19 protein-coding genes are annotated in these 25,880 nt (G+C 71.6%); 12 read left to right on the plus strand and 7 right to left on the minus strand.

The features are described 5' to 3' along the window. Window positions 1–52 precede the first annotated feature (52 nt). Genes V5P93_RS05265 through V5P93_RS05275 form a run of 3 tightly spaced genes read left to right on the plus strand, consistent with a single transcriptional unit; the run spans window position 53 to window position 4,201 of the window. A complete protein-coding gene (locus V5P93_RS05265; protein WP_374065416.1) occupies window positions 53–1,969 on the plus strand; it encodes a DEAD/DEAH box helicase in 1,917 nt (638 codons plus the stop codon). 5 nt (window positions 1,970–1,974) lie between these two features. Further along, window positions 1,975–3,336 (plus strand): hypothetical protein, encoded by a 1,362-nt coding sequence (locus V5P93_RS05270; protein WP_146108324.1) that lies wholly within the window; start codon window positions 1,975–1,977, stop codon window positions 3,334–3,336. 31 nt (window positions 3,337–3,367) lie between these two features. Then, complete coding sequence (locus V5P93_RS05275; RefSeq protein WP_374065418.1) at window positions 3,368–4,201, plus strand: alpha/beta fold hydrolase; 834 nt, start codon at window positions 3,368–3,370, stop codon at window positions 4,199–4,201. 915 nt (window positions 4,202–5,116) lie between these two features. On the opposite strand, the gene V5P93_RS05280 is transcribed toward V5P93_RS05275, so the two are convergent. After that, window positions 5,117–5,713: a hypothetical protein gene (locus V5P93_RS05280; protein WP_146108323.1), complete on the minus strand. Its 597-nt coding sequence runs from the start codon at window positions 5,711–5,713 to the stop codon at window positions 5,117–5,119. 224 nt (window positions 5,714–5,937) lie between these two features. Here V5P93_RS05280 and V5P93_RS05285 point away from each other — a divergent pair, with 224 nt between their 5' ends. Both V5P93_RS05285 and V5P93_RS05290 read left to right on the plus strand, forming a co-directional pair. Next, window positions 5,938–6,456: a hypothetical protein gene (locus V5P93_RS05285; protein ID WP_104482752.1), complete on the plus strand. Its 519-nt coding sequence runs from the start codon at window positions 5,938–5,940 to the stop codon at window positions 6,454–6,456. A 90-nt stretch (window positions 6,457–6,546) separates the two neighbouring features. Beyond that, window positions 6,547–7,533, plus strand: coding sequence for a pirin family protein (locus tag V5P93_RS05290; protein WP_104482751.1), 987 nt, complete (start codon window positions 6,547–6,549; stop codon window positions 7,531–7,533). A 390-nt stretch (window positions 7,534–7,923) separates the two neighbouring features. Here V5P93_RS05290 and V5P93_RS05295 read toward each other — a convergent pair whose 3' ends face one another. Next, window positions 7,924–8,394 (minus strand): hypothetical protein, encoded by a 471-nt coding sequence (locus V5P93_RS05295; protein ID WP_146108322.1) that lies wholly within the window; start codon window positions 8,392–8,394, stop codon window positions 7,924–7,926. A 218-nt stretch (window positions 8,395–8,612) separates the two neighbouring features. On the opposite strand from V5P93_RS05295, the gene V5P93_RS05300 reads away from it, so the two are divergent. Next, window positions 8,613–8,804, plus strand: coding sequence for a hypothetical protein (locus tag V5P93_RS05300; protein ID WP_104482749.1), 192 nt, complete (start codon window positions 8,613–8,615; stop codon window positions 8,802–8,804). Between the two features lie 4 nt (window positions 8,805–8,808). Here V5P93_RS05300 and V5P93_RS05305 read toward each other — a convergent pair whose 3' ends face one another. Beyond that, window positions 8,809–9,126 carry an MGMT family protein gene (locus tag V5P93_RS05305; protein WP_104482778.1) on the minus strand — a complete coding sequence of 106 codons (318 nt, stop codon included), beginning with the start codon at window positions 9,124–9,126 and terminating at the stop codon, window positions 8,809–8,811. A gap of 173 nt (window positions 9,127–9,299) precedes the next feature. Here V5P93_RS05305 and V5P93_RS05310 point away from each other — a divergent pair, with 173 nt between their 5' ends. The 6 genes from V5P93_RS05310 to V5P93_RS05335 all read left to right on the plus strand — a co-directional run bounded on the left by V5P93_RS05310 (window position 9,300) and on the right by V5P93_RS05335 (window position 19,507). Then, the gene (locus tag V5P93_RS05310) at window positions 9,300–12,464 is read left to right on the plus strand and encodes an ATP-dependent DNA helicase (RefSeq protein ID WP_104482748.1); all 3,165 of its coding nucleotides are present in this window, start codon (window positions 9,300–9,302) and stop codon (window positions 12,462–12,464) included. A 231-nt stretch (window positions 12,465–12,695) separates the two neighbouring features. After that, window positions 12,696–13,250: a Uma2 family endonuclease gene (locus tag V5P93_RS05315; RefSeq protein WP_181043869.1), complete on the plus strand. Its 555-nt coding sequence runs from the start codon at window positions 12,696–12,698 to the stop codon at window positions 13,248–13,250. Next, complete coding sequence (locus tag V5P93_RS05320; RefSeq protein ID WP_245931692.1) at window positions 13,247–16,495, plus strand: ATP-dependent helicase; 3,249 nt, start codon at window positions 13,247–13,249, stop codon at window positions 16,493–16,495. The genes V5P93_RS05315 and V5P93_RS05320 overlap by 4 nt, the downstream gene beginning before the upstream one ends. Window positions 16,496–16,553: 58 nt before the next feature. Continuing rightward, window positions 16,554–17,897 (plus strand): ribosomal protein L7/L12, encoded by a 1,344-nt coding sequence (locus V5P93_RS05325; protein ID WP_181043868.1) that lies wholly within the window; start codon window positions 16,554–16,556, stop codon window positions 17,895–17,897. Between the two features lie 120 nt (window positions 17,898–18,017). Next, a complete protein-coding gene (locus tag V5P93_RS05330) occupies window positions 18,018–19,079 on the plus strand; it encodes a TrkA family potassium uptake protein (RefSeq protein ID WP_104482776.1) in 1,062 nt (353 codons plus the stop codon). A 29-nt stretch (window positions 19,080–19,108) separates the two neighbouring features. Continuing rightward, window positions 19,109–19,507 (plus strand): hypothetical protein, encoded by a 399-nt coding sequence (locus V5P93_RS05335; protein WP_104482745.1) that lies wholly within the window; start codon window positions 19,109–19,111, stop codon window positions 19,505–19,507. A gap of 192 nt (window positions 19,508–19,699) precedes the next feature. Here the strand turns inward: V5P93_RS05335 and V5P93_RS05340 are convergent, their stop codons facing one another. From V5P93_RS05340 to V5P93_RS05355, 4 genes are all read right to left on the minus strand, one after another. Then, window positions 19,700–21,058, minus strand: a complete 1,359-nt coding sequence (locus V5P93_RS05340) for a pitrilysin family protein (RefSeq protein ID WP_104482744.1) — start codon at window positions 21,056–21,058, stop codon at window positions 19,700–19,702. 40 nt (window positions 21,059–21,098) lie between these two features. Then, window positions 21,099–22,382: a pitrilysin family protein gene (locus tag V5P93_RS05345; protein ID WP_104482743.1), complete on the minus strand. Its 1,284-nt coding sequence runs from the start codon at window positions 22,380–22,382 to the stop codon at window positions 21,099–21,101. 108 nt (window positions 22,383–22,490) lie between these two features. Continuing rightward, window positions 22,491–23,951, minus strand: coding sequence for a hypothetical protein (locus V5P93_RS05350; protein WP_146108321.1), 1,461 nt, complete (start codon window positions 23,949–23,951; stop codon window positions 22,491–22,493). 139 nt (window positions 23,952–24,090) lie between these two features. Next, window positions 24,091–25,812 carry a DUF2207 domain-containing protein gene (locus tag V5P93_RS05355; protein WP_181043867.1) on the minus strand — a complete coding sequence of 574 codons (1,722 nt, stop codon included), beginning with the start codon at window positions 25,810–25,812 and terminating at the stop codon, window positions 24,091–24,093. Window positions 25,813–25,880 lie beyond the last annotated feature (68 nt).

The raw sequence follows: 25,880 nt of genomic DNA on the forward strand, positions 1-25,880 counted from the left end.
GTCCGGCCCACCACCGCTCTACGGCGGGTGGTCCGCGGCCCGGGCGGCGACAATGGCGAGACCTCGGGGAACACCTCGTGGGCACCGGAGCCCACAGCCCGAGCAGAGTGGGTGCGCGCCTTCCTCACGAGGCCCTCCCGCGCCCCGCCCGGAGGTAGCGCTCCAGGGCCGGACGGCGCGGTCGAAAGGGCCCCAGGGCAGAGCGCGCTGGTATCGAGAGAGGCTGATCACCCTGACGCAGGAAGACACCGCGGGCGGCGACACCGCCACGCGCGAGAACGCACCGGAGCTGGACCCCGTCTCGCTGGAGCACAGCGAGGCCGGTCTGCCGGAGAACGACACATCCCACCCGCTGACCGCGGCCGCGGTCGCGCAGGTCGACCCCGAGGCGCCCACGTTCGCCGAGCTGGGAGTCCGCGAGGAGATCGTGCGGGCGCTGGCGGGCGCGGGCATCGAGCGCACGTTCGCCATCCAGGAGCTGACGCTGCCGCTGGCGCTGGCGGGCGAGGACCTGATCGGTCAGGCCCGCACCGGCACCGGCAAGACGCTGGGCTTCGGCGTGCCGCTGCTGCAGCGCATCCAGACCCCCGGCGACGGCACCCCGCAGGCCCTGGTCGTGGTCCCGACCCGCGAGCTGTGCCTGCAGGTCACCGCCGACATCCGGGACGCGGGCAAGCACCTCGGCGTGCGGGTCCTGTCGATCTACGGCGGCAGGCCGTACGAGCCGCAGGTGGCCTCGCTGCGCAAGGGCGTGGACATCGTCATCGGCACCCCGGGCAGGCTGCTGGACCTGGCCGAGCAGAAGCACCTGGTGCTGGGCAAGGTCCGCGGCCTGGTGCTCGACGAGGCCGACGAGATGCTCGACCTGGGCTTCCTGCCCGACATCGAGCGCATCCTGCGCATGGTCCCCGACCAGCGGCAGACCATGCTGTTCTCGGCCACCATGCCCGGCCCGATCATCACCCTGGCCCGCACGTTCCTCACCCAGCCCACGCACATCCGGGCCGAGGAGAACGACGCCAGCGCCGTGCACGAGCGCACCGAGCAGTTCATCTACCGGGCGCACTCGCTGGACAAGATCGAGGTCGTGGCCCGGTCGCTGCAGGCCGAGGGCCGCGGCCTGACGATGATCTTCGCCAGGACCAAGCGGACCGCGCAGAAGGTCGCCGACGAGCTCACCGAGCGCGGGTTCGCCGCGGGCGCGGTGCACGGCGACCTCGGCCAGGGCGCCCGCGAGCAGGCGCTGCGCGCGTTCCGCTCCGGCAAGGTCGACGTCCTGGTCTGCACCGACGTCGCCGCGCGCGGCATCGACGTGACCGATGTCACACACGTCATCAACTACCAGTGCCCGGAGGACGAGAAGACCTACGTCCACCGCATCGGCCGCACCGGCCGCGCGGGCAAGACCGGCGTGGCGGTCACCCTGGTCGACTGGGACGAGGAGCCGCGCTGGAAGGCGATCAGCGACGCGCTCGGTCTGGGCAAGCCCGAGCCGGTGGAGACCTACTCCACCTCCGACCACCTGTTCGCGGACCTGGGCATCCCCGAGGGCTCCACGGGCAGGCTGCCGATCGGCAAGCGCACCCGCGCGGGCCTCGACGCCGAGCCGGAGGAGGACTTCGGCGGCAAGCGCCGGGGTGCGTCGGCGCCGCGGTCGCGGCGGGTGCGGGCCACCGGCGCGAGCCGGGTCCGGGCCGCCGAGGCGACGGCCAGCAGGCCCGCGGTCGACGAGGACGGCGACGGCGACAGCAGGCCGCGCAAGCGCCGCCGCAGGCGCGGCGGCAAGGACGTCGGCGAGGAACCGACCTCGTCGGTGACCGCCGAGGTGGTGTCGTCCGGGCCGGAGCAGGCGCCCGAGGCCAAGTCCGACAAGCCCGCCCGACCCCGCCGCCGTCGCCGCCGCGGCGGTGCCGAGGTGGCCGGGGAGCCGGGGGCCAACACGGGCGAGACACCGGGCGGTGCAGACTAGCGCTCGTGACGCTAGGGAACCCCACGAACCAGGTGGTCAGCGGCGAGGACGTGCTCGACGGGGACGTCCCGCCCGCACCTGTGCGGGTCGGCCCCAGGCACGGCTTCAACCGCCGTCGCGACTGGGTGCTGCTGCTGGTCGTCATCGTGGCCCTGGTCGCGGGACTGGTGTTGGTCTGGCAGACCAGCGAGGTCAACGCGACCGAGAGCCGCACCACCGACGTGAACCCCGGGTACCTCGCCCAGCCGGAGGTCTTCCCCCCGTCGCTGGGCGAGGCGTGGCGGGCCAAGAGCCCGGCCACCTGGCAGCCCGTGGTCGTCGGCATCGACCAGAACGACCAGGACATCGCGTCCACGGTCGTCACCGGTGACGGCGGCGAGGTGGCGGGCCGCGACCCGCGCACCGGCGACGTCCGCTGGACCTACCGGCGCGGCCTCGACCTGTGCACCATCGGCGTGTCGTGGAAGAAGGTCATCGCCGTCTACCGCACCGGCAGCGGCCTGCTCCCGTCGGGCGACCCCCGCGCCGAGGGCGGGTGCAGCGAGATCACCGCGCTGAAGCCGACCTCCGGCGAGCGCGACCGGCAGCGGCACAGCGACGCCGAGCTGGGCACCAAGCTGCTCGACGACGGCGTCGACTACGCGACGTTCACCGGGTCCAAGCTGCTGCTGTCGCTGCGCTCGGACCTGGTGAAGACCCTCGAGTACGGCACGGTCGCGGCGAAGGTGAACCCCGGCAAGCAGCCGCGCACCGACTGCGAGTTCCACACCGTGCTGACCACCCCCGGCAAGGTCGCGGTGGTCGAGTCCTGCCCGGACGAGACCACCGACCGCCTGACCGTCCTGCGCGCGGCCCCGGCCGAGTCGGACAAGCCGGAGGAGGTCACCAGCCTGCTGCTCGACGGGCGCGGCGCCCAGGTGGTCGCCATGAACAACACCCTGACCGCGGTCGCCCTGCCCGACCCGGGTCGTGTGGTGGTCTACAACGAACAGGGGCAGGTGCAGGGGACGTACCCGGTGGAACTGGGCTCTTCGGACCTGCGCGCGGATCCGCCCGGGCACAGCCCGCTGGTGTCGACCGCGACGGCCACGTACCACTGGTACACGGGGTCGCGCACGGTCGTGCTGTCCGCGATCGACCTGAGTCCACTCAGGACTGTCCCGGACACGCTGGGGCCGGGTGTGGTGTTCGCCGGTCGGGCGCTGCTGCCGGTGGCGAACGGTCTCGTGGTGATCGACCAGGCCAGCGGTGATCGGATCGGGACGATCCCGGTCGACCGCGAGGGGTACTCCGGGCCGGTGACGATGTCGACCGTGGGGCCCGTGGTGCTCGAGCAACGGGGTGACACGGTGGTCGCCCTGCACTGAGGCGGGCACACTCGGGGGTATGCACTCCCAGTTGACTTCGCATTCCGCCGCCGCGGTGGAGTACTCGGGGCCGTACGGTCCGATCGGGGCGCTGCTGGCGGATACGGGCGGGCCGTACGCGGTGTTGGTGCCCGGCTACACGGGGTCGAAGGAGGACTTCGCGCCGTTGCTGGACCCGCTCGCCGCGGCCGGGTTCTCGCCGTTGGCGGTGGATCTGCCCGGGCAGCAGGATTCCACCGGGCCCGCGGTGGAGGACGAGTACCTGCCTGGGCCGCTCGGGGATGTGGTTGCCGGGCTGGTGAACGGGTTGGATCGGCCGGTGGTGCTGCTGGGGCACTCGTACGGCGGGTTGGTGGTTCGGCGGGCGGTGTTGGCGGGGGCTCGGGTTCGGGGGCTCACGTTGTTGAGTTCGGGGCCCGCGGATTTGCCGCATGGGCCGCGGCGGCAGGTGTTGGACCTCGGGGAGCCGTTGCTGCGGGCGCAGGGGATCGCGGGGGCGCACCGGGCGTTGGAGGTGCTGAACGCGGGGAATCCGCGGTGGCTTTCGTTGGCGGAGCCGGTTCGGGAGTTCTTGAACTTGAGGTTCTTGCGGAATCGGCCGGAGTCGTTGCTGGGGATGAGCGCCGGGTTGCGGACCGAACCGGATCTGGTGGGAGAGTTGGGGGAGGCGTTGGGGGAGACGCCTCGGTTGGTGGTGTGCGGGGAAACGGACGACGCTTGGCCTACGTCGTTGCAGCGGTGGATGGCTGAGCGGTTGGGGTCGGAGTTCGTGACTGTGGTGGGGGCTGGGCATTCGCCTGCGGTGGAGAATCCGGAGGGGTTGCTCGCGGTGTTGTTGCCTGCGTGGAAGGCTTGGGTGGCCTGATCTGGGCTTTGTTCAACTCATCGCGGAAAGCCGGGGCTTGGTTGGGTGTGCCCGCGTGCTTGGGGAGTTGTGCACAGGCTTGATCATCTTCAGCCGGGATTGTCGGCCCTCTTGGCTAGGATGGATAGTGGGGGCCGGAGGCACAATGCCACTAACTTAGCGCGTTTTCGCTGGCCAGTATCGGTCTAAGCGATTGGCGATCGACCTCTGGAACACTCGGATCAAGTCCACTTGCGACAGTGGGTTGCGTGTTCGCTCGATGCCCCAATGCGGGCCATGGAAGTATGGTGTGCCGCAGGGCGTCGTCGCACGTGCCGCCTGCCTCTCGCACGGCACCCTCAAGATGCCGTTGACCTGCAACGATGCTCCGTAAGTTAGTGGCATTGGGCCGGAGGCATCGGTTTGATCTTCGCTGACTTGGCGGCGGTTGGGCGGCTGATCCGGGTGCTACCGGGGGCGCGCCTTGAGTTGTGCACAGGCATGATCGTCTTCGCTCGGAGCTGTCGGCCCCCTTGGCTAGAATTGGCATTGGGGGCCGGAGGCGTGCGTTGATCATCTTTGTGCTGCGGGGGTGCCGGTTGGGATCGTGGTTGGGTTGATCGGTCCGGCTGTTCGCGGAAAAGATGCGCGGCCTTGATTGAGTGAACTTGCTTTGCGCGGGGCCCCTACGGACCTGCGGCGGGGAAAAGCGGTGGGAGGGGCAAGCCCACCCCACCCGCAGGCGAGCTTGGCGGGTCCGTCCCCCCACACAAAGCAAGTCCACCCAATCAAGGCGTATGGCAGGGGCGCGTTGCGTTCTGTGGGGGCTGGGATCTTGTGGCGGTTTTGAGGATGGCTGGGTGAGAAAGAAGAGAATGGAGAAGAGGGAAGGGAAGAGAGAAGGTGGGGAAGGGAAGTTGGGCGAGCTGGGTGTGGCTAGGCGTCGGCTAGGCGGTCGAAGACCGCGTCGGTGATTTTTCGGGTGGTGGCGCAGGGGGCGGTTTCGAAGGTGCCCAGGACGGTCAGGTGGGAGCCGTGCTGGTTGGGGGCCAGGTAGCGGTCCAGGGTGATGGAGAGGCCGCAGGCGGACGGGTCTTCGCCGAGGACGGTGTAGGCGGTGTTGCCGTTGATGTCTTCGGTTTTGGTGTAGCTGGGGGTGCCTGGGGGTTCCGCGCGGAAGAAGACGGCGACGTTCGTTGTGCCTCGTGGGTAGGGGAGGCGGTAGCGGCAGACGGCGGTTGTCTGCTCGTCCGCGATCTGGGTGGCTCTGGTGCCGGTGGCCTTGCTGATCAGGGGGACGTAGCTGACGCAGTCGACGGCGTCGGGGACGACCTTCGGGGTGGCCACGGTGATACCGGGGCGTGGCTCGGGGGTGGCCGGGCCCGAAGTCTCGGAGGCCAGGGCCTCGGGTGGGGCCTCCGTCGTGGTGGTGGGGGCGGGACGCGTGGCGGCGACCTCGGCGTGGGAAGTGGCGGACGCGCAGCCCGCGACAGCCAGACAGGCCAGCGCCAGGGCCGTGGATCGGAGGAGCACCGTGACACCGTAGGGGCGTGGTCGCGGTGCCGCCGGGGTGAGCGGGGAAGATTCCACCGATCGTGCGGTAACGGTCGTCGCGTCCTCAATGGACTGACCAGGTGGGACGCTCGCGCTTCCCGTGTGGTTCCGCGCGGTGCCCGAGATGGTTCTCACAGGGTGCTGACCTCGGCTTTTGCCGCTCCTTCCGTAACGGCGGTTCGTGGTGGACCGACCATGCGGACATGAAGCTGAAGGTCGTCTTACCCCTGCTGGCAGTGGTGCTCGCCGGCTGCTCCACCGCCGTCACCGGTAGCCCGGTGGTGGGTTCCGCGGAGACCGCGACGTCGAGCTCGCGGACGTCGACGACCAAGCCGTCGACGACCACGACGAAGCCGACGACCCGGACCAGCAAGCCGAGTCCGACGACCGCCACGTCCAAGGCGGAGCCGACCGACGTCGACGGCGTCGACTACAAGGTCCTGGAATCCCTGCCCGCCCAGTACTGCGACCGGCCGTTCAAGGGTGCGCTCGGCAAGGACATGCTCGCCGTCGTCATCGAGACGCCGACCGGGCGGCTCAACTGCGAGCAGGCCGCCGCGATCCTGTTCGACTACTACGCCGAGCGGCCCAAGCCCGCCACCGTCAAGTCGCCCGTGACGATCGGGCCGATGATGTGCGACCAGGTGTTGGAGCCGATGATGCCGCAGGTCGTGTGCGTGGACGAGGACAACCTCATCTACTCGATGTGGCCGCAGCGCTGACCGTCCGGGTGGAATAATTGCGCGCGCAACCATGTTGGTGGGGGTGTCGGGTCGCCGCAGGGGTGGCCCCGGTGTGTTGAGGAGGCGGTCATGCCCGCTGTCACCGCGGACACCCTGACCCTGCCCCGCCTGCCCGCGTTGCCCGAGGACGGGACCGCGTGGCGCCGGGTGCGCGCCACCGTGCGGGCCGGGACCTTCACCGAGGGCGAGGGGTTCCAGGTCCGGCGCCCGTTCCCGAGCGTCGACCTGGCCATGGCGGACCCGTTCCTGCTGCTCGACCACATGGGCGCCGTCGAGTACGGCCCCGGCGAGGCCAAGGGCGCGCCGTGGCACCCGCACCGCGGCTTCGAGACCGTCACCTACATGATCGACGGCGCGATGGCGCACACCGACTCCATCGGCGGCGGCGGTCTGATCACCGACGGCTCAACCCAGTGGATGACCGCGGGCTCGGGGATCCTGCACAATGAGGTGCCGCCGCCGGAACTGGTCGCCAAGGGCGGGTTGTTCCACGGTGTCCAACTGTGGGTGAACCTGCCGCGGTCGCTGAAGATGACCCCGCCGCGCTACCAGGACATCGGCGCGTCCGACGCTCGCCTCCTGGCCAGCGACGACGGCGGCGCGCTGGTCCGCGTCATCGCGGGCGACCTGGCGGGCCACCGGGGTCCCGGGGCGACCTACACGCCGATCACGTACGTGCACGCCACGGTGGCCGCAGGCGCGCGGCTGGACATGCCGTGGCCGGAGGACTTCAACGCGCTGGTGTACGTGCTGTCCGGGCGTGGTGCGGTCGGACCCGAGGGGCGTCCGCTGGCGGAGGGTGAGCTCGCCGTGTTCACCGCGGGCTCCGCGCTGACGGTCCGCGCGGCGGACACCCAGCCGGGCAACTCGCCGACCTGGGAGATCCTGGTCCTGGGTGGTCTGCCGATCAACGAACCGGTCGCCCGCTACGGCCCGTTCGTGATGAACACCCGCCAGGAGATCGTCGACGCCTTCGAGGACTACCAGGCGGGCAGGCTCGGCCGGATCCCGGCCGCGCACCTCAGCGCCGCCGACCTCGATCCCCATGCCCGGTAGTTGTCCACAGCCCCGGCAGACTCCCTTGCGGCCCGCTGACCAGCATCGATAGGCTGGAAACGGGGGTGGGCCCCGGGAGTCCGGGGGGATGATCTTGGTTGGGTCCCGGCGCCGTCGGGGGCGCCGTGGAGGCGCCGCTGGGGCGTTGTGGCGCGGGTGCTTCAGGGTGGATCGCAGGTCGGGCCGGGTTGGGTTACCGGCGGTGGTCGCGTGGCGACGGGTGCCGCGGGCGCGGCAGATAGCTCCATTGTGGACAGTGTGAAATCGGGAGCCCGGGCGGAACCCCGGTCGGCGACGAGCGTCTTGTCGGTATGGGAGTAGGACTCATAACCGTGGTCGCGGGCGGGGTTTCCCTCGTGAGTGGGCTGGTTGTGTTCGCCGTGCGGCGGGTCAGACCGATGCCCGGCAGTACAACCGCTCGCCCCGGGCCTGGGCAGACGTGGCAAGGGCCGCCGTCGCGGTCAGACCGGTGAGCAGGTAGTCGGCGAGGCCCGCCAGGTCCGCGGCGGAGGGCTCCAGGGCGGGGCCGAACCACTCGTCCGCCCCGGTCCACGCCGCGGCCGCCGCGGCGAGGGCTTCCGGGGTGGCGGTGGCCAGGGCCGTCGTCAGCGCGTCGGTCACGCTGACGACCAGGCACTCGTCTTCGGCGGCGATGAGGTCGCCCTGCCGGGGGTCGGCCGTCACGGCCCCGTAGGTGGCGCCGGTCAGCAGGGCCTCGAGCTTGCCGAACAGGACGAACGGGTCAGCGTTCTTGAAGTCGACGAACTCGACGTCGAAGGCCTCGAGCGCTCCGGCCGCGGCGTCGTCGGACGGGGCGGCGAAGTAGTCACACAGCACGGTGCGCAGTCTCGCACCCCGCACCGACACGACCCTCTTCGTGCGCGGGCAATCGCGGTGTGTGAGCATGTGTGGCCGGACAACACACTCGCTTAACAGAACGGGTCCATACGGCCTCTTGTCTGAGCCCGACTGGGCTGAAAGAGTGAATGCCTCCCCCGGCAGGCCGGGCACTCGGATCCCCTGTGAGCGACCTCGACGCTCATCCGCAGGCACCGGCCGCCCCCAAGGAAGGTGTTGCCATGACGCTCGCCCAAACCACTGCCGCGTCTCCGGGCAGGATCGCCGCGGCACGCGAGATCGAATCCCTGCACAACGCCGAGCAGTGCAGCAAGGCCGTGCGCACGGTGGCCGACCACGCCGCCGACGCCGCCGACTGCCAGCGGCTGCTCGAGATGCTCGGCCTCGACGCCTCCCTCGGCAGGCGCCCCTAAGGCTTCAGAACAGCCCCCGCTCCGGCTCCGGCACCACGTCCGCCCACCGGTAGGCGCGCAGGTCCACCTTCTCCCCCTCGGTCAGCACACCTTCGGCGCGGAGGCGTTCGAGCTGCTCACGCGCCAGGTGCGGAGCCGGGGTCCCGTTCGCCCTGAGGACGCGGTGCCAAGGCAGGTCGTGGCCGTCCTCGGACAGGATCTTGCCGATGAGCCGGGGCGACGGGGCGCGCGTGAGGTCGGCGATGTCGCCGTAGGTCGCCACCCGGCCGTGCGGGATGGCCTGGATCGCCTGTCGGACCTTCTCGTGCAGTTCCTCGTCCACGCCCACCTCTTCGACTCCGCACCGCCGGGGCACCAGTGTGCCAAGCCCGGTGGCGCCGCACTGCTCGTGATCGCCTCAGTGCGGTAGACGCACGCGGGCGCCGGAATATTCCGGCGCGCCGCGATGGGCGTGCCGCCGTCGGGCCCGCCGCGGCCGCGTGGTCCAATCGGCGGATGGTCGCCGGGAAGTCCCCGATCGCGCCGCGCCTGGTCCGCAGGCCCGCGGCCGCCGGGCGCACCCTCGACTGGGCCGACCAGGCCAGACGCGTCCTCACGGGCGCCGACGGGTTCGTCCGCGTCATCGGTGGCCCCGGCTCGGGCAAGACCACCCTGTTGGCCGAACTGGCCGCCGATCGGGTGCTGCGCGGCGGCGTGGACCCCGCGCAGCTGCTGGTGCTCACCGCCAGCCGCCGCGCCGCCGTCGACCTCCGCGCGCGCATCACCGCACTGCTCACGGGGCAGGGCGTCGCGCACACCGTCCGTGAACCGCTCGTGCGCACCGTGCACTCGTACGCCTTCGCGGTGCTGCGGATCCAGGCCATGTTGCGCGACGGCCCCGGCCCGCGCCTGCTGTCCGGCCCGGAACAGGACGCGGTCATCCGCGACCTGCTGGAGGGCGACGTCGAGCTGGGTGCCCGGCACTGGCCGGAGCGGTTGCGACCGGCGCTGGGGATCCCCGGGTTCGCCGAGGAACTGCGCGACCTGCTGCTCCGCGCCGCCGAGCGCGGGCTCGGGCCGGAGGACCTCATCGACCTCGGCCGCGAGGAGGGGCGCGACGAGTGGGTCGCGGCGGGCCGGTTCGGGGAGCAGTACGAGCAGGTGACGCTGCTGCTCGGGTCGGCGGACAGCGGTATCGCGCACACCACCGCGCCCGCTTTGGACGCCGCGGAACTGGTTGCCAGCGCGCTGTTGGCGTTCGAGACCGACGACGAACTCCTCAGCGCCGAACGCGACCGCGTGCGGTACCTGCTCGTCGACGACGCGCAGCACCTCGACCCGTTGCAGTACGCGCTGCTGCGTCGATTGGGCGTGGCGGCCAAGGAATTCGTCGTCGCAGGCGACCCGGACCAGGGCATTTTCTCCTTCCGCGGCGCGGATCCCCGCCTACTGCGCGACGCCGAACCGGACAGCACCGTCCTGCTCGGCCCGGGCCACCGCATGGCACCCGCCGTGCGCAAAGCCGTGTCGCACCTGGCCGCGCGGCTGCCCGGCGGTGGAGCCCGGCGCGTGGACAAGGCGAAGGACAAGGGCGGGACCGTCACCGTGCGGCTGCACCCGTCCGCGGCGGCGGAGGCGAGCTGGGTGGCCAACCAGCTCCGGCGCGCGCACCTGATCGACGGTGTGCCGTGGGCCGACATGGCCGTGCTCGTGCGCTCCGCGACCCGGTCGATCCCGGTGCTGCACCGCGCGCTCGCGTCGGCGGGTGTGCCGGTGGCCGCGCCCGGGGATGAACTGCCATTGGCGCAACAGCCCGCGGTTCGGCCGCTGCTGACGTTGCTGCGGTGCGCGGCTATACCGTCCCTATTGGACCCACCGCTCGCGGAGAGCCTGCTGGCATCGCAGCTCGGCGGTGCGGATCCGTTGGCGCTGCGGCGTTTGCGGCGCGGTCTGCGTCGGCTCGAACTGACTTCCGGTGGTGCCAAGTCCAGCGACGAGCTGCTGGTCGAGGTGCTGGAGGACAACGACCGGCTCAGCGCGCTCGCCGACACCGAGGCGGGACCGGTGCGGCGGGTGGCCGGGCTGATCGCCGAGGTGCGCAAGGGGATCGCGGACGGGATCGGGCTGGAGCTGGTCCTGTGGAACCTCTGGCAGTCCAGCGGTCTGGAGGCGCGCTGGGTCGCGGTCGCGGGCCGGGGCGGGCCCGTCGGCGCGCAGGCGGACCGGGACCTCGACGCGATCGTCGCCCTGTTCCACATGGCCGAGCGCTACGCCGAGCGGTTCCCCGGCGCCGACGTCGTCGGGTTCGTCGACCACATCGCCGTGCAACGGATCGCGGGCGACACGCTCGCGCCATCCGCGCCGCAAGGGGACGCGGTGGCGGTGCTGACCGCGCACGCCGCCGCCGGTCGCGAGTGGACGGTTGTGGCGGTGCCCGGGGTGCAGGAGGGCGCGTGGCCGGACCTGCGGCTGCGCGGTTCGCTGCTCGGCGTGGAGCGGCTGGTCGACGTGCTTTCCGGTGTGCGGGAACAGGTCTCGGCGACGGCGCCGCTGCTGGCCGAGGAGCGCAGGCTGCTGCTGGTGGCCGCGTCGCGCGCGCGGGAGAAGCTGCTGGTGAGCGCGGTGCGGGGGGAGGAGGAGCAGCCGTCGCGATTCCTGGCCGAACTCGCGGGCGCCGAGACCACCGACATCGACAGCCCGGTGCCGATGGCCGAGCCCGAGCGGGCACTGATCCTCGCGGACCTTGTGGGTGAACTGCGGCAGGTGGTGTGCGACAACGAGGTCGACCCGGACCGCCGGGCCTTGGCCGCGCGCCAACTGGCCCGGCTCGCGGCGGCGGGCGTGCCCGGGGCGCACCCGGACGGCTGGTACGGCCTGCCGGAGCTGTCCACGGTGGCGCCACTGCGCGCGGCGGACGAACCGGTGCGCGTGTCACCGTCCACAGTGGAAATCCTGGCCAAGTGCCCGGTGCGCTGGGTGGTGGAGCGCCACGGCGGCCAGGACCCGACCCAGCTCGCGGCGATCACGGGCACCCTGGTCCACGCGCTGGCCCAGGCGGCGGCCTCGGGGGCCACGCGCGCGGAGCTGATGGCCGAACTGGACAAGGCGTGGTCGGCGGTCGACGCGGGCGCCCCCTGGTTCTCGCGCCGGGAACAGCAGCGGGTCCGCGCGATGGTCGACACCTTCCTGAGCTGGATGCACTCCACCCGCAACGAGTTGACCCAGGTGGCGGTCGAGCGTGAAGTGCGGGTGGAACTGCCGGGCCAGATCACGGTCAGCGGTCGGGTGGACCGTTTGGAAGTGGACAACGAGGGCCGCCCGGTAATCGTTGACATCAAGACGGGGAAATCGCCCGTCAGCGCGAATGACGCGCAGGAAAACCCGCAGCTGGCGGTGTACCAGCTGGCGGTGGCCTACGGGGCGTTCACCGATCTCAGCAAGGAACCCGGCGGCGCGCGCCTGCTGTACGTGGCCAAGGCGAACAAGAAGACCGGTGCCACCGAACGCAACCAGTCCCCGGTCGAGGGCGAGGGCGTCGAGCACTGGCTCAAGATCGTCCGGGACGCGGCGGCCTCCACGGTGGGTCCGGAATACACTGCCTACGAGAACCCGGATTGCCCCCGTTGCCCAGTCCGCACGGCTTGCCCGCTGCATCCCAGTGGTCGACAGGTCACCGAATAGGCGATTCCCCGTTTCCCGTCCCCGCAACGGGTATCGGTGGTCGGATTGGCGTGATTTCCCGACGGCTTCCCGCTAGCTTCGCCGTTCATGAAGACGCATCGACAGGATGCCGGGGGCGAAGGACCCGGTCGCCGAGCCGCCGCGGTCCGCGCTCCCGCCGCTGTCCCGAAGTCGGGTGATCGACAGGGGCAGAACGGGAAAACCGACCTTTCGCGAGGTAGATTGACGCTCGTGAGTTCGAGTCCGGTCCACCGCGCGGGGCGCCGTTACACGGTGCGCCAGTTCACGGCGCTGCGCCCCGACGAACGCCACCGGTACGAACTCGACGAAGGTGCCCTCTCCGTGAGCCCACCCCCCGCGCCCCTGCACATGCGGGTGCTCGGCAGGCTGTTCGCCCGGGTCGAAGCGCAGGTCCCCGCTGATCTCGCGGTGTTCCTGGAGATCGGGGTGGAGCTGCCGGGTTCCACCGTGCGCGTGCCGGATCTGTCCGTGACCGCGGCCGGGATCGATCTCGGCTCGCCGTTGGTGAACGCCGCGGACGTCCGCTTGGTCGTCGAGGTCGTCTCGCCCGGTTCCCGGCGGATCGACCGGCTCCGCAAGCCCGCGCAGTACGCGCGCGCCGGGATCCGGCACTTCTGGCTCGTCGAGCCGGAACCGCCGGTCACCGTGACCGCTTACACGCTGGTCGCGGGTGGGTACAAGGAGTCGCTGCACGTCGTGGGCGGCACCCTCGAGGTCGCCGACCCGTGCCCGCTGCGCCTCGACCTGGACTGCCTCGCGCCTTGAGTCTACCGCTGCCCGGGTTGGCGCTGGTCAGCCCCAGGGAACTCGCCGAGGAACTCGGGTTGCCCGCGCCGACGCGGGAGCAGGCCGAGGTCATCGCGGCGCCGCCGGAGCCCGCGCTGGTGGTGGCGGGGGCCGGTGCCGGGAAGACCGAGACCATGGCCGGGCGCGTGGTCTGGTTGGTGGCCAACGGGTTGGTCACGCCGGACCGGGTGCTGGGGCTCACGTTCACCCGCAAGGCCGCCCGTCAGCTGGCCGACCGGGTGCGCGCCCGGCTGCGCAGGCTCGCCGGGTCGCGGCTGCTCGACCGGCTCGACCCCACCGGCGAGCGCAAGGCCGCCGTGTTCGCCGGGGAACCGACGATCCTCACCTACCACGCCTACGCGGGCAGGCTCGTCGCCGAGCACGGCCTCCGGCTCCCCGTGGAGCCCGGCGCGCGGCTGCTCACCGAGACCGCCTCCTGGCAGACCGCGCACCGCGTGGTCGCCACCTGGGGCCAGGACCTCGACACCGACTACGTCCCCGCCACCGTCACCCAGTACGTCCTCGCGCTCGCCGGTGAACTGGCCGAGCACCTCGTCGACCCGGAAGACCTGACCCGGCACGCCCTGGCCGTCGCCGCCGCCATCGAGGACGCGCCCCGGGCCAAGGGGCAGCGCGCGGACCTCAGCCAGGACCTGCGGAAGGTCGTCGTCACCCAGCGCTTCCGCCTGGCCCTGCTGCCGCTGGTCGCCGCCTACGCCGACCGCAAGCGCCGGGACGGCGCGCTGGACTTCGGCGACCAGATGTCGCTCGCCGCGCGCCTGGCCGCCGGGCACCCCGAGGTCGTGCGCGGGGAACGCGACCGGTTCGGCGCCGTGCTGCTCGACGAGTACCAGGACACCGGCCACTCGCAGCGCGTGCTGCTGCGCTCCCTGTTCGGCAGCTCCCTGGAGTACCCCGACGCCGACCCCATGCCGGTCACCGCCGTCGGCGACCCCGCCCAGGCCATCTACGGCTGGCGCGGCGCCAGCGCGGCCAACCTGCCCCGGTTCACCACCGACTTCCCGCAGAAGCACCGCGGCCGCAAGGCCCCCGCCGCCCGCTACGGCCTGCTCACCAGCTTCCGCAACCCGCCCGAGGTGCTCGACCTCGCCAACGCCGTCTCCGCCCCCCTGCGCTCCAAGGGACTCGAGGTCGACGAGCTGCGCGCCCGCGAAGGCGCGCCTGCGGGCGACATCCGGATCGCGCTTTTGTCCGATGTAGACACCGAGGTGCGGTGGATCGCCGACCAGGTCGCGAAACGCTGGTACGCCGGCGTCGAGGAACACGGGAAGCCGCCGACCACGGCGGTCCTGGTCCGGCGCCGCGCCGACATGACCGACCTCGCCGTCGCCCTGCGCGAACGCGGACTGCCCGTCGAGGTCGTCGGCCTCGGTGGCCTGCTCGACGAACCCGAGGTGCGCGACCTGGTCAGCGCACTGCGGGTGCTGATCGACCCGCTCGCGGGCACCGCCGCCGCCCGGCTGCTCACCGGGTCCCGTTGGCGCGTCGGCGCCGCCGACCTGGCCGCGCTCTGGCGGCGCGCGGGAGCTCTGGCCGGTGCGTACGCGACCGAACCCGGTGCCCTGGTCCCCGGGGAGGGTGCCGAGCAGGCCGGGCTGGTCGACGCGATCGACGACCCCGGTCCGCGCGAGACCTACTCCGAACCCGGCTACCAGCGGGTCCGTGCCCTCGGGCACGAGCTGACCATGCTGCGCCGCAGGCTCGACCAGCCGCTGCCGGAACTGGTCGCCGACGTCGAGCGGACCATGCTGCTCGACATCGAGGCCACCGCGCGCCGGGGCGGCGCGGGCCGCGCCCACCTCGACGCCTTCGCCGACGTGGTCGCCGACTACGCGCAGGCCAGCCCGTCGGCCAGCCTCGCGGCCCTGCTCGACTACCTGGCCACCGCCGAGAGCGCCGAGGACGGGCTGGAACCCGGCGAGGTCGAGGTCGCCGAGGACCGGGTGCAGATCGTCACCGTGCACTCGGCGAAGGGGTTGGAGTGGGAGGTCGTGGCCGTCCCACACCTGGTCCAGGACGTGTTCCCCAGTGGCAGGCGCGGCGGCAGCTGGCTGCGCACGGTCACCGAGCTGCCCGCCGACCTGCGCGGTGACGCCGCGGACCTGCCGAGGTTGAACCTGGCGGGCGCGGCGAACCGCAAGGAGGTCGAGGAGGCGCTGAAGATCCACAACGAGGAGTTCGCCGACCGCGGCCTGCTGGAGGAGCGGCGGCTGTTCTACGTCGCGCTGACCCGTTCCGAGCGGTCGCTGCTGGTCTCCGGCCACTGGTGGGCCCGCACGGGCGGCAAACCCCGCGGCCCGTCGGACTTCCTCACCGAACTCGCCGACTACCCGGACCTCGTCGACACGTGGGTCGAGGAACCCGAGGAGGACGCGGAGAACCCGTTGGCCGCGGTGGTGAAGTCCGCGCAGTTCCCCGCTGACCCGTTGCGCGGCAGGCGGTCCGATGTGGCCACCGGTGCCGCCATGGTCCGCGCCGAGCTGGCCGCGCTGCGCGCCGGGCACGAGTTCGACGACGACCCGGACGACGCCGACGGCTGGGTCCGCGACACCGACGTGCTGCTCGCCGAACGCGCCGCCGCCGGGCACCGCGAGGAGATCACGCTGCCCGACCACCTCACCGTCAGCCAGCTCGTGGAGCTGGCCGCCGACCCGGAGCGGTTGGCCCGCAAGCTGCGCAGGCCGCTGCCGTACCCGCCGAACCCGGTGGCCCGGCGCGGCACCGCCTTCCACGCCTGGCTGGAGCGCCGCTTCGGCTCCCGCGCCCTGCTCGACCTCGACGAGCTGCCCGGCGCGGCCGACGACGAGGCCGCCCCCGACACGGATCTCGAGGTGCTGCGCGTGGCCTTCCTGCGCAGCGACTGGGCGGGCCGCACCCCGCACGAGGTCGAGGTCCCGTTCTCCACCGAGATCGACGGCGTCGGCGTGCGGGGCCGGATGGACGCGGTGTTCCTCGACCCGGACGGCGGCTGGACCGTCGTCGACTGGAAGACCGGGCGGGTGCCGGAGGCGGACGTCCTGCCCGCGCTCAGCGTCCAGCTGGCCGCGTACCGGCTCGCGTGGGCGAGCCTGTCCGGTGTGCCGCTGGACCAGGTGCGGGCCGCGTTCCACTACGTCCGCCACAACACGACGCTGCGCCCGGTCGACCTGCTCGACGCCGACGGCCTGCGCGCCCTGCTGCGCTCGGTCCCTCACGCCACGTAACGGCCTGCCGGTCCGGGCGATCTAGAGTGGCGTGCGGCCGGAGCAGGGGAGGGCACCAGTGGCGAACGGCGACATCTCGGGGTACCGCAACGACGAACCGTCCCCGAACGACTTGCTCGACCGCGAGAAGATCGCCCGCGCGCTGGCCAACACGGTCCAGGTCTGCGAGACCCCGCTGGTGGTGGGCATCTACGGTTCCTGGGGCACCGGCAAGACCACGCTGATGGAACTGGTCCGCAAGAAGCTGGAGGGCGACAAGGTCCCCACCATCTGGTTCGACCCGTGGCGCCACCAGTTCGACGACAACCCGGTCGTGGCGCTGCTGCACACCATGGTGGACAAGGTCGTCGACCGCAAGCGCGGCAAGGAGCTGCTCACAGCCATCGCGAGCGCGCTCACCGACTCGGTCATCACGGCGGCACCGCTGTTCCACGAACTCAGCGACTTCCACGCCTACAAGGCCGAGTACGAGGAAAGCCTCTTCGAGGTCCGCGAGCGCCGGGTCCAGCTGCGCGAGAGCTTCGCCAAGCTGATGCGCGCGGCCACCAACGACGGCGAGGTGCGGCTGGTCTTCTTCATCGACGACCTGGACCGCTGCCTGCCGAAATCGATCCTCAAGACGCTGGAAGCGCTGAAGCTGTTCCTCAACATGCCCGGCTGCGTCTACGTGCTCGGCGTGGACCGGGAGGCGCTGGAGAACAGCATCAACACCACCTACAGCGACCGCAACATCGCCGAGCAGTACCTGGACAAGATCGTGCAGGTGCCGTTCACCCTGCCGCCGGTGTCCACCGGGTCCACGATCGAGTTCGTCCGCTCCCTGCTGCCCGATGGCCTGCACGACATCGCCGAGGACATCGTCGCGGGCCTGGGCACCAACCCCCGCCGCATCAAGCGGTTCGTCAACTCCCTGGTGCTCAACCACGAACTGGCCAAGCAGACCTTCGCCGACCAGGCCTACAACGCCAAGCTGCTGGCGGCGCTGCTGGTCGTGCAGTACCAGCGCCCGAAGCTCTACCGGCGGCTCGCCGAGGACCGGCTGGTGCTGCTGGAGGGCGCGGAACTCGACAAGGTCGACGCCGGGACCGCCAACGACCCGATGGTGCGCAGGCTCGTCACGGAGGTGGAGCGCGACCCCAGCGCACTGGACGGGTACGTCTTCCTGTCGACGGTCGCGGGCGTCCGGCCGGTCGAGTTCGACGTGGTGGTCACCAAGGTCGGCGAGTACCGGATCAACGTCATCAAGGTGATCCGGGAGCACAGCGACATCGGGCTGAAGGAGGCCAGGGACCTGGTCGACAGCCAACCCCCGATCCTGGTGGCGAGCGGCCTGAGCCGGGCGGCGGCGGAGGAATTGGTGGAGCAGATCCGGGCCGTCGACGGCCAGGCCGAGATCCGCTGACCGGTCACCTGGTGTGAAGCCGCTGGTCGTGTGGCTGACGGCGAGCCGTGGGGCGCGCGGGCGGGGTGGCGGATAACCTTCCGCACGTGAGCCGGACCGTGTCGGGGGAGAGTTGTGGTGATCAGGCCTAAACGGGCGACCGACGACCTGACGGCGCGGGCCGAGCACGACCTGGTCGGGATCATCCGGATGCCGGAGAGCAGCGTCTCCCCGGTCACCTCGATCCTGCGGCGGATCGTGTGGGCGGTGCTCGCGCTGTTCGCGGCCGTGCTGCTGGTCTACCTCGACCGCGACGGGTACCGCGACGTCAACGAGGACGGCATCTCGTTCCTCGACGCGATCTACTACGCCACGGTGTCGCTCTCGACCACCGGCTACGGCGACATCACCCCGGCCAGCGACTCCGCGCGGCTGATCAACATCCTGGTGATCACGCCGCTGCGCATCCTCTTCCTCATCGTGCTGGTCGGCACCACCCTGGCGGTGCTGACCGAGCGCTCCCGGCAGGCATTCAAGATCCAAAGGTGGAGGTCGAAGGTGCGGGACCACGTGGTCGTCGTCGGCTACGGCACCAAGGGGCGGTCCGCGGTCAGCGCGGTGCTCTCCGACGGCGTGGAGCCGAGCCGGATCGTCGTCGTCGACACCGACCAGGCCATGCTCGACGCGGCCTCGCTGCTCGGCCTGGTCACGGTGCACGGCTCCGGCACCCGCTCGGACGTGCTGCGGGTCGCGGGCGTGCCCCGGGCCAAGTCGATCGTGGTCGCGGCCAGCCGCGACGACTCGGCGGTGCTGATCACCCTCACCGCCCGCGAGATGGCGCCGAACGCGCAGATCGTGGCGGCCGTGCGGGAGACCGAGAACGTGCACCTGCTGCGCCAGTCCGGCGCCAACCAGGTCGTGGTGTCGAGCGAGACCGCGGGCAGGCTGCTCGGCATGGCCACGCACACCCCGACCGTCGTCGACATGGTCGAGGACCTGATCACGCCCGACGAGGGCCTGGCCATCGCCGAACGCGAGGTCGAGCAGACCGAGGTCGGTGGCTCGCCCCGGCACCTGCCCGACATCGTGCTGGGCCTGGTCCGCGCCGGGAAGCTCTACCGGGTCGACTCCTCGGAGGCCGACGCGATCGAGTCCGGTGACCGCCTCCTCTACATCCGCAAGGTCACCCCGGCCGAAGACTGACCCCTTGCGCGGTCTGCGACCATCCGGGGATGCGCTCCCCGACGACCCGACTGCTGGTGGCCGCGGCCGCCAGCGTGGTGGTCGCCTTGGCGTTCGCGCTGCTCGGGTTGCTGGGCCACTGGTCGGCGGGCGGCAGCCCCGGCACGGTGGTGGAAGCCGAGGTGGTGACGGGCGCGGCGTGCACCGGGGGCGGCCCGGAACGAGTCCGCCTGCCGACCGGCGGAGTGTCCGAACTGGACGCCTGCGGGCACCAGGCCGGTGAGCGCGTCCGGGTGGCCGTCGGTGACGTGGTGCGCCTGGGCGACGCGACGGCCGGGGCAACCGTGGACCTGCGACCGGTGGGCGTGGTCCTGCTGATCTTCGCAGGCGTCGGCGGCGGCTGGCTCGCGGGCTTCTGCTTCCCACCCGTCCGGCGAAGACCCACCTGACCGCAGCCGGACTCGCCGCCGACCCGCTCGGTTTGGCGAACCCGCCGTGGGCGACGACGAACGAGCGGGCGGCCAGGAAGATGGCGGCTTCACGCCAGACCGACCACGACGAGGCGCCGAGGGGCGTGGCCTGAGCAGTGGGCGTTCCGTGGGTGGGCGGTGCCTGCGCGCGGCCCACCCACGGCACACCCGCTACTCGGGGAAGGTCACGCCGCCGAGGTGCTTGAGGGGGGCGAGTATTTCGACGTCGCCGACGACCACGCCGGTGAACCGGTTCGGGGCGAAGAACTCCTGGGCGGCTGCCGCAACCTGCTCCGGCGTGACGGCTTTGAGGCGGTCCGGGTGGCCGACCAGCCAGTCCAGGCCCAGGCCCAGCACGGCCAGGGAGGCCAGCTGGGAGGCGATGCCGCCCTGGGATGAGGTGCTGGTCAGCAGCGAGCCGATGGCGTACTGCCGCACCGTGTCCACTTCGGACTCGGTGAGCCCGCCGATGGCCAGCTTGCCCAGCTCGTACCTGATCTCCAGCAGGGCCGCGGCGGTGACGTCGCTGGCCGTGTCGGTGTCGATCAGCAGGGTGGCGCCGTCCGGGGTGAACTCGGGGTAGGACCGGGCGTGGTAGGTGTAGCCCTTGTCCTCCCGGATGTTCTCCACCAGCCGCGAGGAGAAGAAACCGCCGAAGGCCAGGTTGGCCAGTTGCAGGGCCGGGTAGCGGGGGTCGGTCCGGGTGATGGACTGGGCCGTCAGCCGGATCTGCGACTGGACCGCGCCCGGCCGGGAGACCACCAGCAGGTCGCCCGGGGTCAGGTGCGGCAGCGCGGGCAGCACCGCGGCGGACCGGTCCGACTCCCAGCCCGCGAGCGCCGCGGCCGCCTGCTCGACGGCCCGGGCGGGCTCGACGTCGCCGACCACGACCAGCACCGACCCCCGGGGCAGCACGGCCTTCGCGTGCAGGGCGCGCACGTCCGCGGCCGTCACCCCGGCCACGTCCGCTGCCTCCGGGATCTCCCGGGTGATCGGGTGGTCGCCGTAGCGGTGGCGCTGCAGCGCCAGGCGGGCGATCACGTTGGGCTTCGAGCGGGCCACCGTGATCCGCTCGATCAGTCTGGCCTTCTCGCCCGCGACCTCGTCGTCGGCGTGGACCGCGCCGGTCAGCGCGTCCGCCAGCACCGCCAGCACCGTGCCGAAGCCGGTGGCCAGCGCGTTGCCGCCGATGGAGAGCAGCTCCGGGTCGACCGCGGCCGACAGCTCACCGCCCACCAGGGCCAACTCGGTGTCGACGCCCACCCGGTCGCGCTTGGCGGTGCCGGTGAGGATGGTGGCGGCCAGCACCTCGGCCGTGGCCGCGTGCGCGGCCTCCGCGCCCGCGAAGGGGACGCGCAGCCGCAGCTCGACCATCGGGACGGTGGGCTGGTGCACGGCGATCACGCGCAGGCCGTTGGGCAGCACCGTGTCCACAGAGGACAGGTTGGTGGCCGCGCGCTGCTCGCCGAGCGCGGGGAGGGGGCGGGGACCGGTTTCGGTGCGCCCGATCTCCTCGGCGGTGCGGCTCACTGGTCTCCTCCTGCGGACTTCTCGGTTGTCGACTCGTAGCTCACCGCGCACCGCCGGACGGGGTGACGGTGAGGATGGCCCGGCTGTCCGGGCGCAGCGTCTTGGCCGCGGCGGACACCGCGTCGGGGGTGACGGCCTTGATCTTCTCCGGCAGCTCGTAGACCAGCGACGGGTTGCCGTAGAGCAGTTCGAACGCGCCCAGCGCCAGGGTTCGGCTGACGATCCGGTCGTGCTCCTTGTGCAGGCTCGCCGCCCAGCGCGCGGTGACCTTCGCCAGCTCGGCGGGGTCGGGTGGGGTGGCGGCCAGCTTCTCCAGCTCGGAGTCGACCGCGGCGAGGACCGTGTCCAGGTCGACCTCCGGCGAGTACATCGCGGAGATGGTGAACGTGTCCGGGTCGCGCGCCTCGAACGGGCCGAACATGCCGCAGCCCGCGCTGACCTCGCTGACCAGCTGCTCGCCGTAGACCAGGCGCTGCTGCAGGCGGGAGCCGTCGCCGTCGGTGAGCACGCCCGCGAGCACCAGGAACGCCAGGTACGCGTCCAACTCGTCGACCGGGTCCGGGATGCGGTAGCCGATGGCGACCGCGGGCAGCGGGGCCAGCGGGTCCGGGTGGTCGGCGCGCACCTCGGCGGCGGGCGGCGGCTCGGCGAACGACGGCCGTTGCGGGCGCGGGCGGGCGGGCACGTCACCGAAGTGCTTCTCGATGAGCGCCTTGGCGCCGTCGATCGTGAAGTCGCCCGCGACGGTGAGCACCGCGTTGGCCGGGGCGTAGTAGGTGTCGAAGAACGCCGCGCAGTCGGCGACCGTCGCCTGCTCCAGGTCCTCGAAGCCGCCGTAGCCGTTGTGCGCGTTGGGGAAGGTGTCGAACAGGACCGGCGGCAGCAGGATCCAGGGGAACCCGCCGTACGGGCGGTTGAGCACGTTGAGCCGGATCTCCTCCTTCACCACGTCGATCTGGTTGCGCAGGTTCTCCTCGGTGAGCTTCGGCGCGCGCATCCGGTCGGCTTCCAGGAACAGCGCCCGTTCCAGCGCGGCGCTGGGCAGGACTTCGAAGTAATCCGTGTAGTCCGGGTGGGTGGAGCCGTTGAACGTGCCGCCGGAGGACTGGACGTGGCGGAAGTGCGCCAGCTTCTCGAGGCTCTCGCTGCCCTGGAACATCAGGTGCTCGAACAGGTGCGCGAACCCGGTCCGACCCTCGGGCTCGGAGCGGAAGCCCACGTCGTAGTGCACGCTGACGCCGACGACCGGCGACGTGTCGTCCGGTGCCAGGACGACCCGCAGGCCGTTGGCGAGGGTGTACCTGTGCGGCTGGGAGACGGTCACACCCCGGAGCCTACGGGAGACGCGCCACAGGCGGACACCAAGCGGTGCCCGCCTGTGGATAACTCGGTGTGCCGGTTTTGCCGACCCCGGACCGATACCCCGGACCGGTTAGCCCTGTCCGGCCGCCCGCCTGCGCCGCACGACGATCAGCAGCGCGGTGCCGCCGCCGAGCGCGGCCAGGCCGAGGAGCACCATGCCGCCGACGGCGACACCGGTGACCGGGAGCCCGCCGTCCGGGGACGTGCCGCCGTCGCCCGGGGGCACCGGCGCGGCCGAGGTGGTGACGGCCGGGGTCGATTCCTGCGGCTGCGACGGCTCCGTCGGCTTGGGGGTCGTAGTGGTGTCCGGGGTGGACACCGTGGTGGTCGGCTGCGGGGTGTCCTTTGCACAGTCCACGGTGAACTTCTCCGTGGTGTCGAGGCCGCCGCCGGTCAGGTGCGCGGTGTAGACGCCGTCCTCGAAGAGTCCGACGTGGCGCGTCCACCGGTAGACGCCGTCACCGTCGAAGCGGACGGTGGCGTCGAAGCGCGGGGTGCCCTCGATGCTGAACTTGCGCTCGGACGGGTAGGGGCCGACGGCGTAGAAGCGCACGGTCACCACGGAAGCGTCGTCCACGCACCGGGTGGCGACCTGGAGGCCGTCGCGGTCGACCTTCACGTCGGCGCAGTGGTCCACCGACACGCCGGTAACGGCTTCCGTGCCGTCGGACCCCTTGACGACAACCGGGTAGTCGCCCGCCGGGATCCCGCCGAGGTTGACGTTGCCGTGCGAGGCGCCGGGCACGGACACCTTCTTGGTCAACGAGTTCGCGGTGACGGAGTACTCGACGGCCGCGCGGTTCGGGTTGTCGAGCTCGACCCACAGCTGCGCCGGGCTCGTCACGTCCGGCTTGCTGTCGCAGAGCGCGTAGGTGCCGACGCCGGGGGCCTTGTCCGAGGCGCACTTGACGGTGAACTTGCGGACCAGCGGCGTCTCGAAGCCGTCGCCGCGCAGGGTGGCCACGTACTCGCCGTCGTCGTAGAGGTTGTCGGTGATGCTCAGGAAGACCCCGGCCGCGACCTCGACGTTGTAGGCGTACGGGTTGTTGATCTGCAGCGTGTAGTTGCGCACGTCGCCGGTCGCCGGGTTGGCGATCTCGAAGGTGGCCACGCCCCAGCCGCCGCGGCAGGCCACGCTGACGTTCAACTCGCCCTTGGCGGGGTCGAGGTCCTTGCACGGCTTCACCGTCACGGGGAGACCGTCGGACTTCTCGTCCGCGCCCTCGATCTCCACGGTGTACGAGCCGACCGGGACGGGGGTGAACAGCACGCGGTTGACCCCGTGCTCGTCGTCGTAGGTCGACTTCTGCGCCGGTAAGGCGGACCCGGTCAGCCTGACGGTGTAGGGCTCGTCGCGGTCGTCGAGGATCACCTCGACGCCGCTCTTGCCGCCGTCGCACACGCTGACCGCCGTGGCGAGCGTCGGCTGGCCGACCTCGACCGGGTACTCCGGGTCTGCCTGGGCGAGCGCGGGGACGGCCAGCGCCACGAGGGCGACGCTCGCGGCGGCGCCAGCCGCCAGTCTGTGCACGATGGACACCGTGTGACCTCCCGAGACACCCGATCGAGGGTAGACAGAGTGGGCGAAAGGTACACCGAGTGTTTTAGGGCGCGCCAGCGACCCCCTTGTGGGGGTTTACGCAGATCAAGTCGCGTTGTTGTAGCTACTCTCAGTGTTTGCCGAGGATGTCGTCGAGGGTCGCCAGGAAGGTCTGGAACTGGGCGGTGAACCGCTGCAGGTCGGCGGTGGGGTCCTGGGTGGCGTACCAGTAGAGACCGGGTGTGCCATCGGCCGATGGGTCTAGAGCGCCGAAACGGGTCAACCACGCCTCGGTCTCCCCCAACGCGACCGCGTAGGGCAGGGACCGGGAGAAGACCATTTCGCGGTCGGAGGAGGGGACGTCGTCCGCGCGTGCCTTCTGCAGGAAGGCCAAGACACCGCGCACCTGCTGCACGAGCACGCTGCCGCGTTTGGTCCGTGCGGGCACGAAACGGGAACCGAGCAAGAGGCCGAGACCGGCGATACCGACCGCGATACCGAGAAGTGCGGAACCGTCGTTGAGCGCCAAGAGGACGGTGCCCGCGATACCGACGACGAGGAGCGCGATGCCCGCGATTCCCAGACGTCCGATGCCTTGGGGGTGACGGCTGAACCAGTTGCGGGAGACCGCGTCCGCGTAGAGCGCACTACGCGCCTTGGACAGGTCCGGTGGGGTGGAGCGGAGCGAGGACAGGGTGACGGAGCCGGCGCCGTTGGGTAAGAGGGCGTCGTAGACCGCGAGTTCGTACGCGGTCAGGGAGTCGTCGGCCGGGTTGCGTCGGACGATCTGCCAGTCGCTACCCGCCTCGGTGATCCACAGGTAGTTGCGCACCGCGAGGTCGACCACGGTGGCGCTGAGGTCCCGCGCGTCCACCCGCTCGTCGACAACCGTTCCGGCCTGTCCGGGGAGCACACCGTCGGGGGAGGCGAAGGAGACCTGACCGGCGTTGGTGGCTAAGAGGTCCACGGACGGCACCTCGGCCACCAATGCCTTCGCGTCACGCCCACGGGCCGTCCACAACGCGGCGAACCCGCCGAGCAACAGCAGAGCCACCAAGCCGAGACCGCCACCGCCGAGCGGTGTCAACGCGAAGGCGTCGTTCTCCGAACGCTCGAACCTGGCGTTGACCGGCACCATCCCGGAATCGAGATTGGCGGAGAGGTCGATCCGGCCGCCGACCGCCAGGTTCCCCTGCCGGACGCGGAGGATGCCGCCGGAGTCGGTGACCGCGGACTGGCAGGGCTGCTCGGTGCCCGCGGGGCCCGCCAGGCAGACGAAGTCGCGGCCGGGCTTCGGGGTCAGCAGGGAGGCGCGCACCAGCACCAGCACGCTGTCCCAGCCGCTGGCCACCGGCCAGCGGAACTGGAGGCGGTCGCCGAGGTCGGCGATGGCGCCGTCCACGGTGTACCGCACGGTCGACGCGCCCTCGCCGAGGTCGATGGTGAAGGTGTCCGGGGTGATCGCGGTTGTCCCGTTGCCCTGCACGGTCGCGTCGCGCACGGTGAACACCCGGTCGCCGATGCGCAGCGGCGCGGTCCGCTTCATCCGCTGCCGGGCCTGCACGATGACCTGCTCCTGCACCGTGAGGCTGCCGTCGCGCTCCACCTTGAGCTGCACGTTGACGCTGCGCGGCAGCACCGGGGTGGGCACCACGCCGGACGGCCGCGGGTTCGTCGAACCCGGCGCCGGTATCGGCTTGAACGTCGGCGGCACACCGGTCCCGGTCTGCGTGGGGACCGGGAAATCGATGGTCGGCGGGTTCGGCGGCAGCGACGGGAACGACGGCTGCGCCGCGCCGAACGTGATGCCCGCCACCAGCGCCGCGGCGGTGACCCCCCAATTCGTCAACACGGCAGCGAACGATAGTCGAGCGCGCCTATGCTCACCGCCGGTCCGGCCAAATCGGTTGAGGGGAATCC

The sequence above is a fragment of the Actinokineospora auranticolor genome, from assembly GCF_041897805.1.
Classification (GTDB): domain Bacteria; phylum Actinomycetota; class Actinomycetes; order Mycobacteriales; family Pseudonocardiaceae; genus Actinokineospora; species Actinokineospora auranticolor.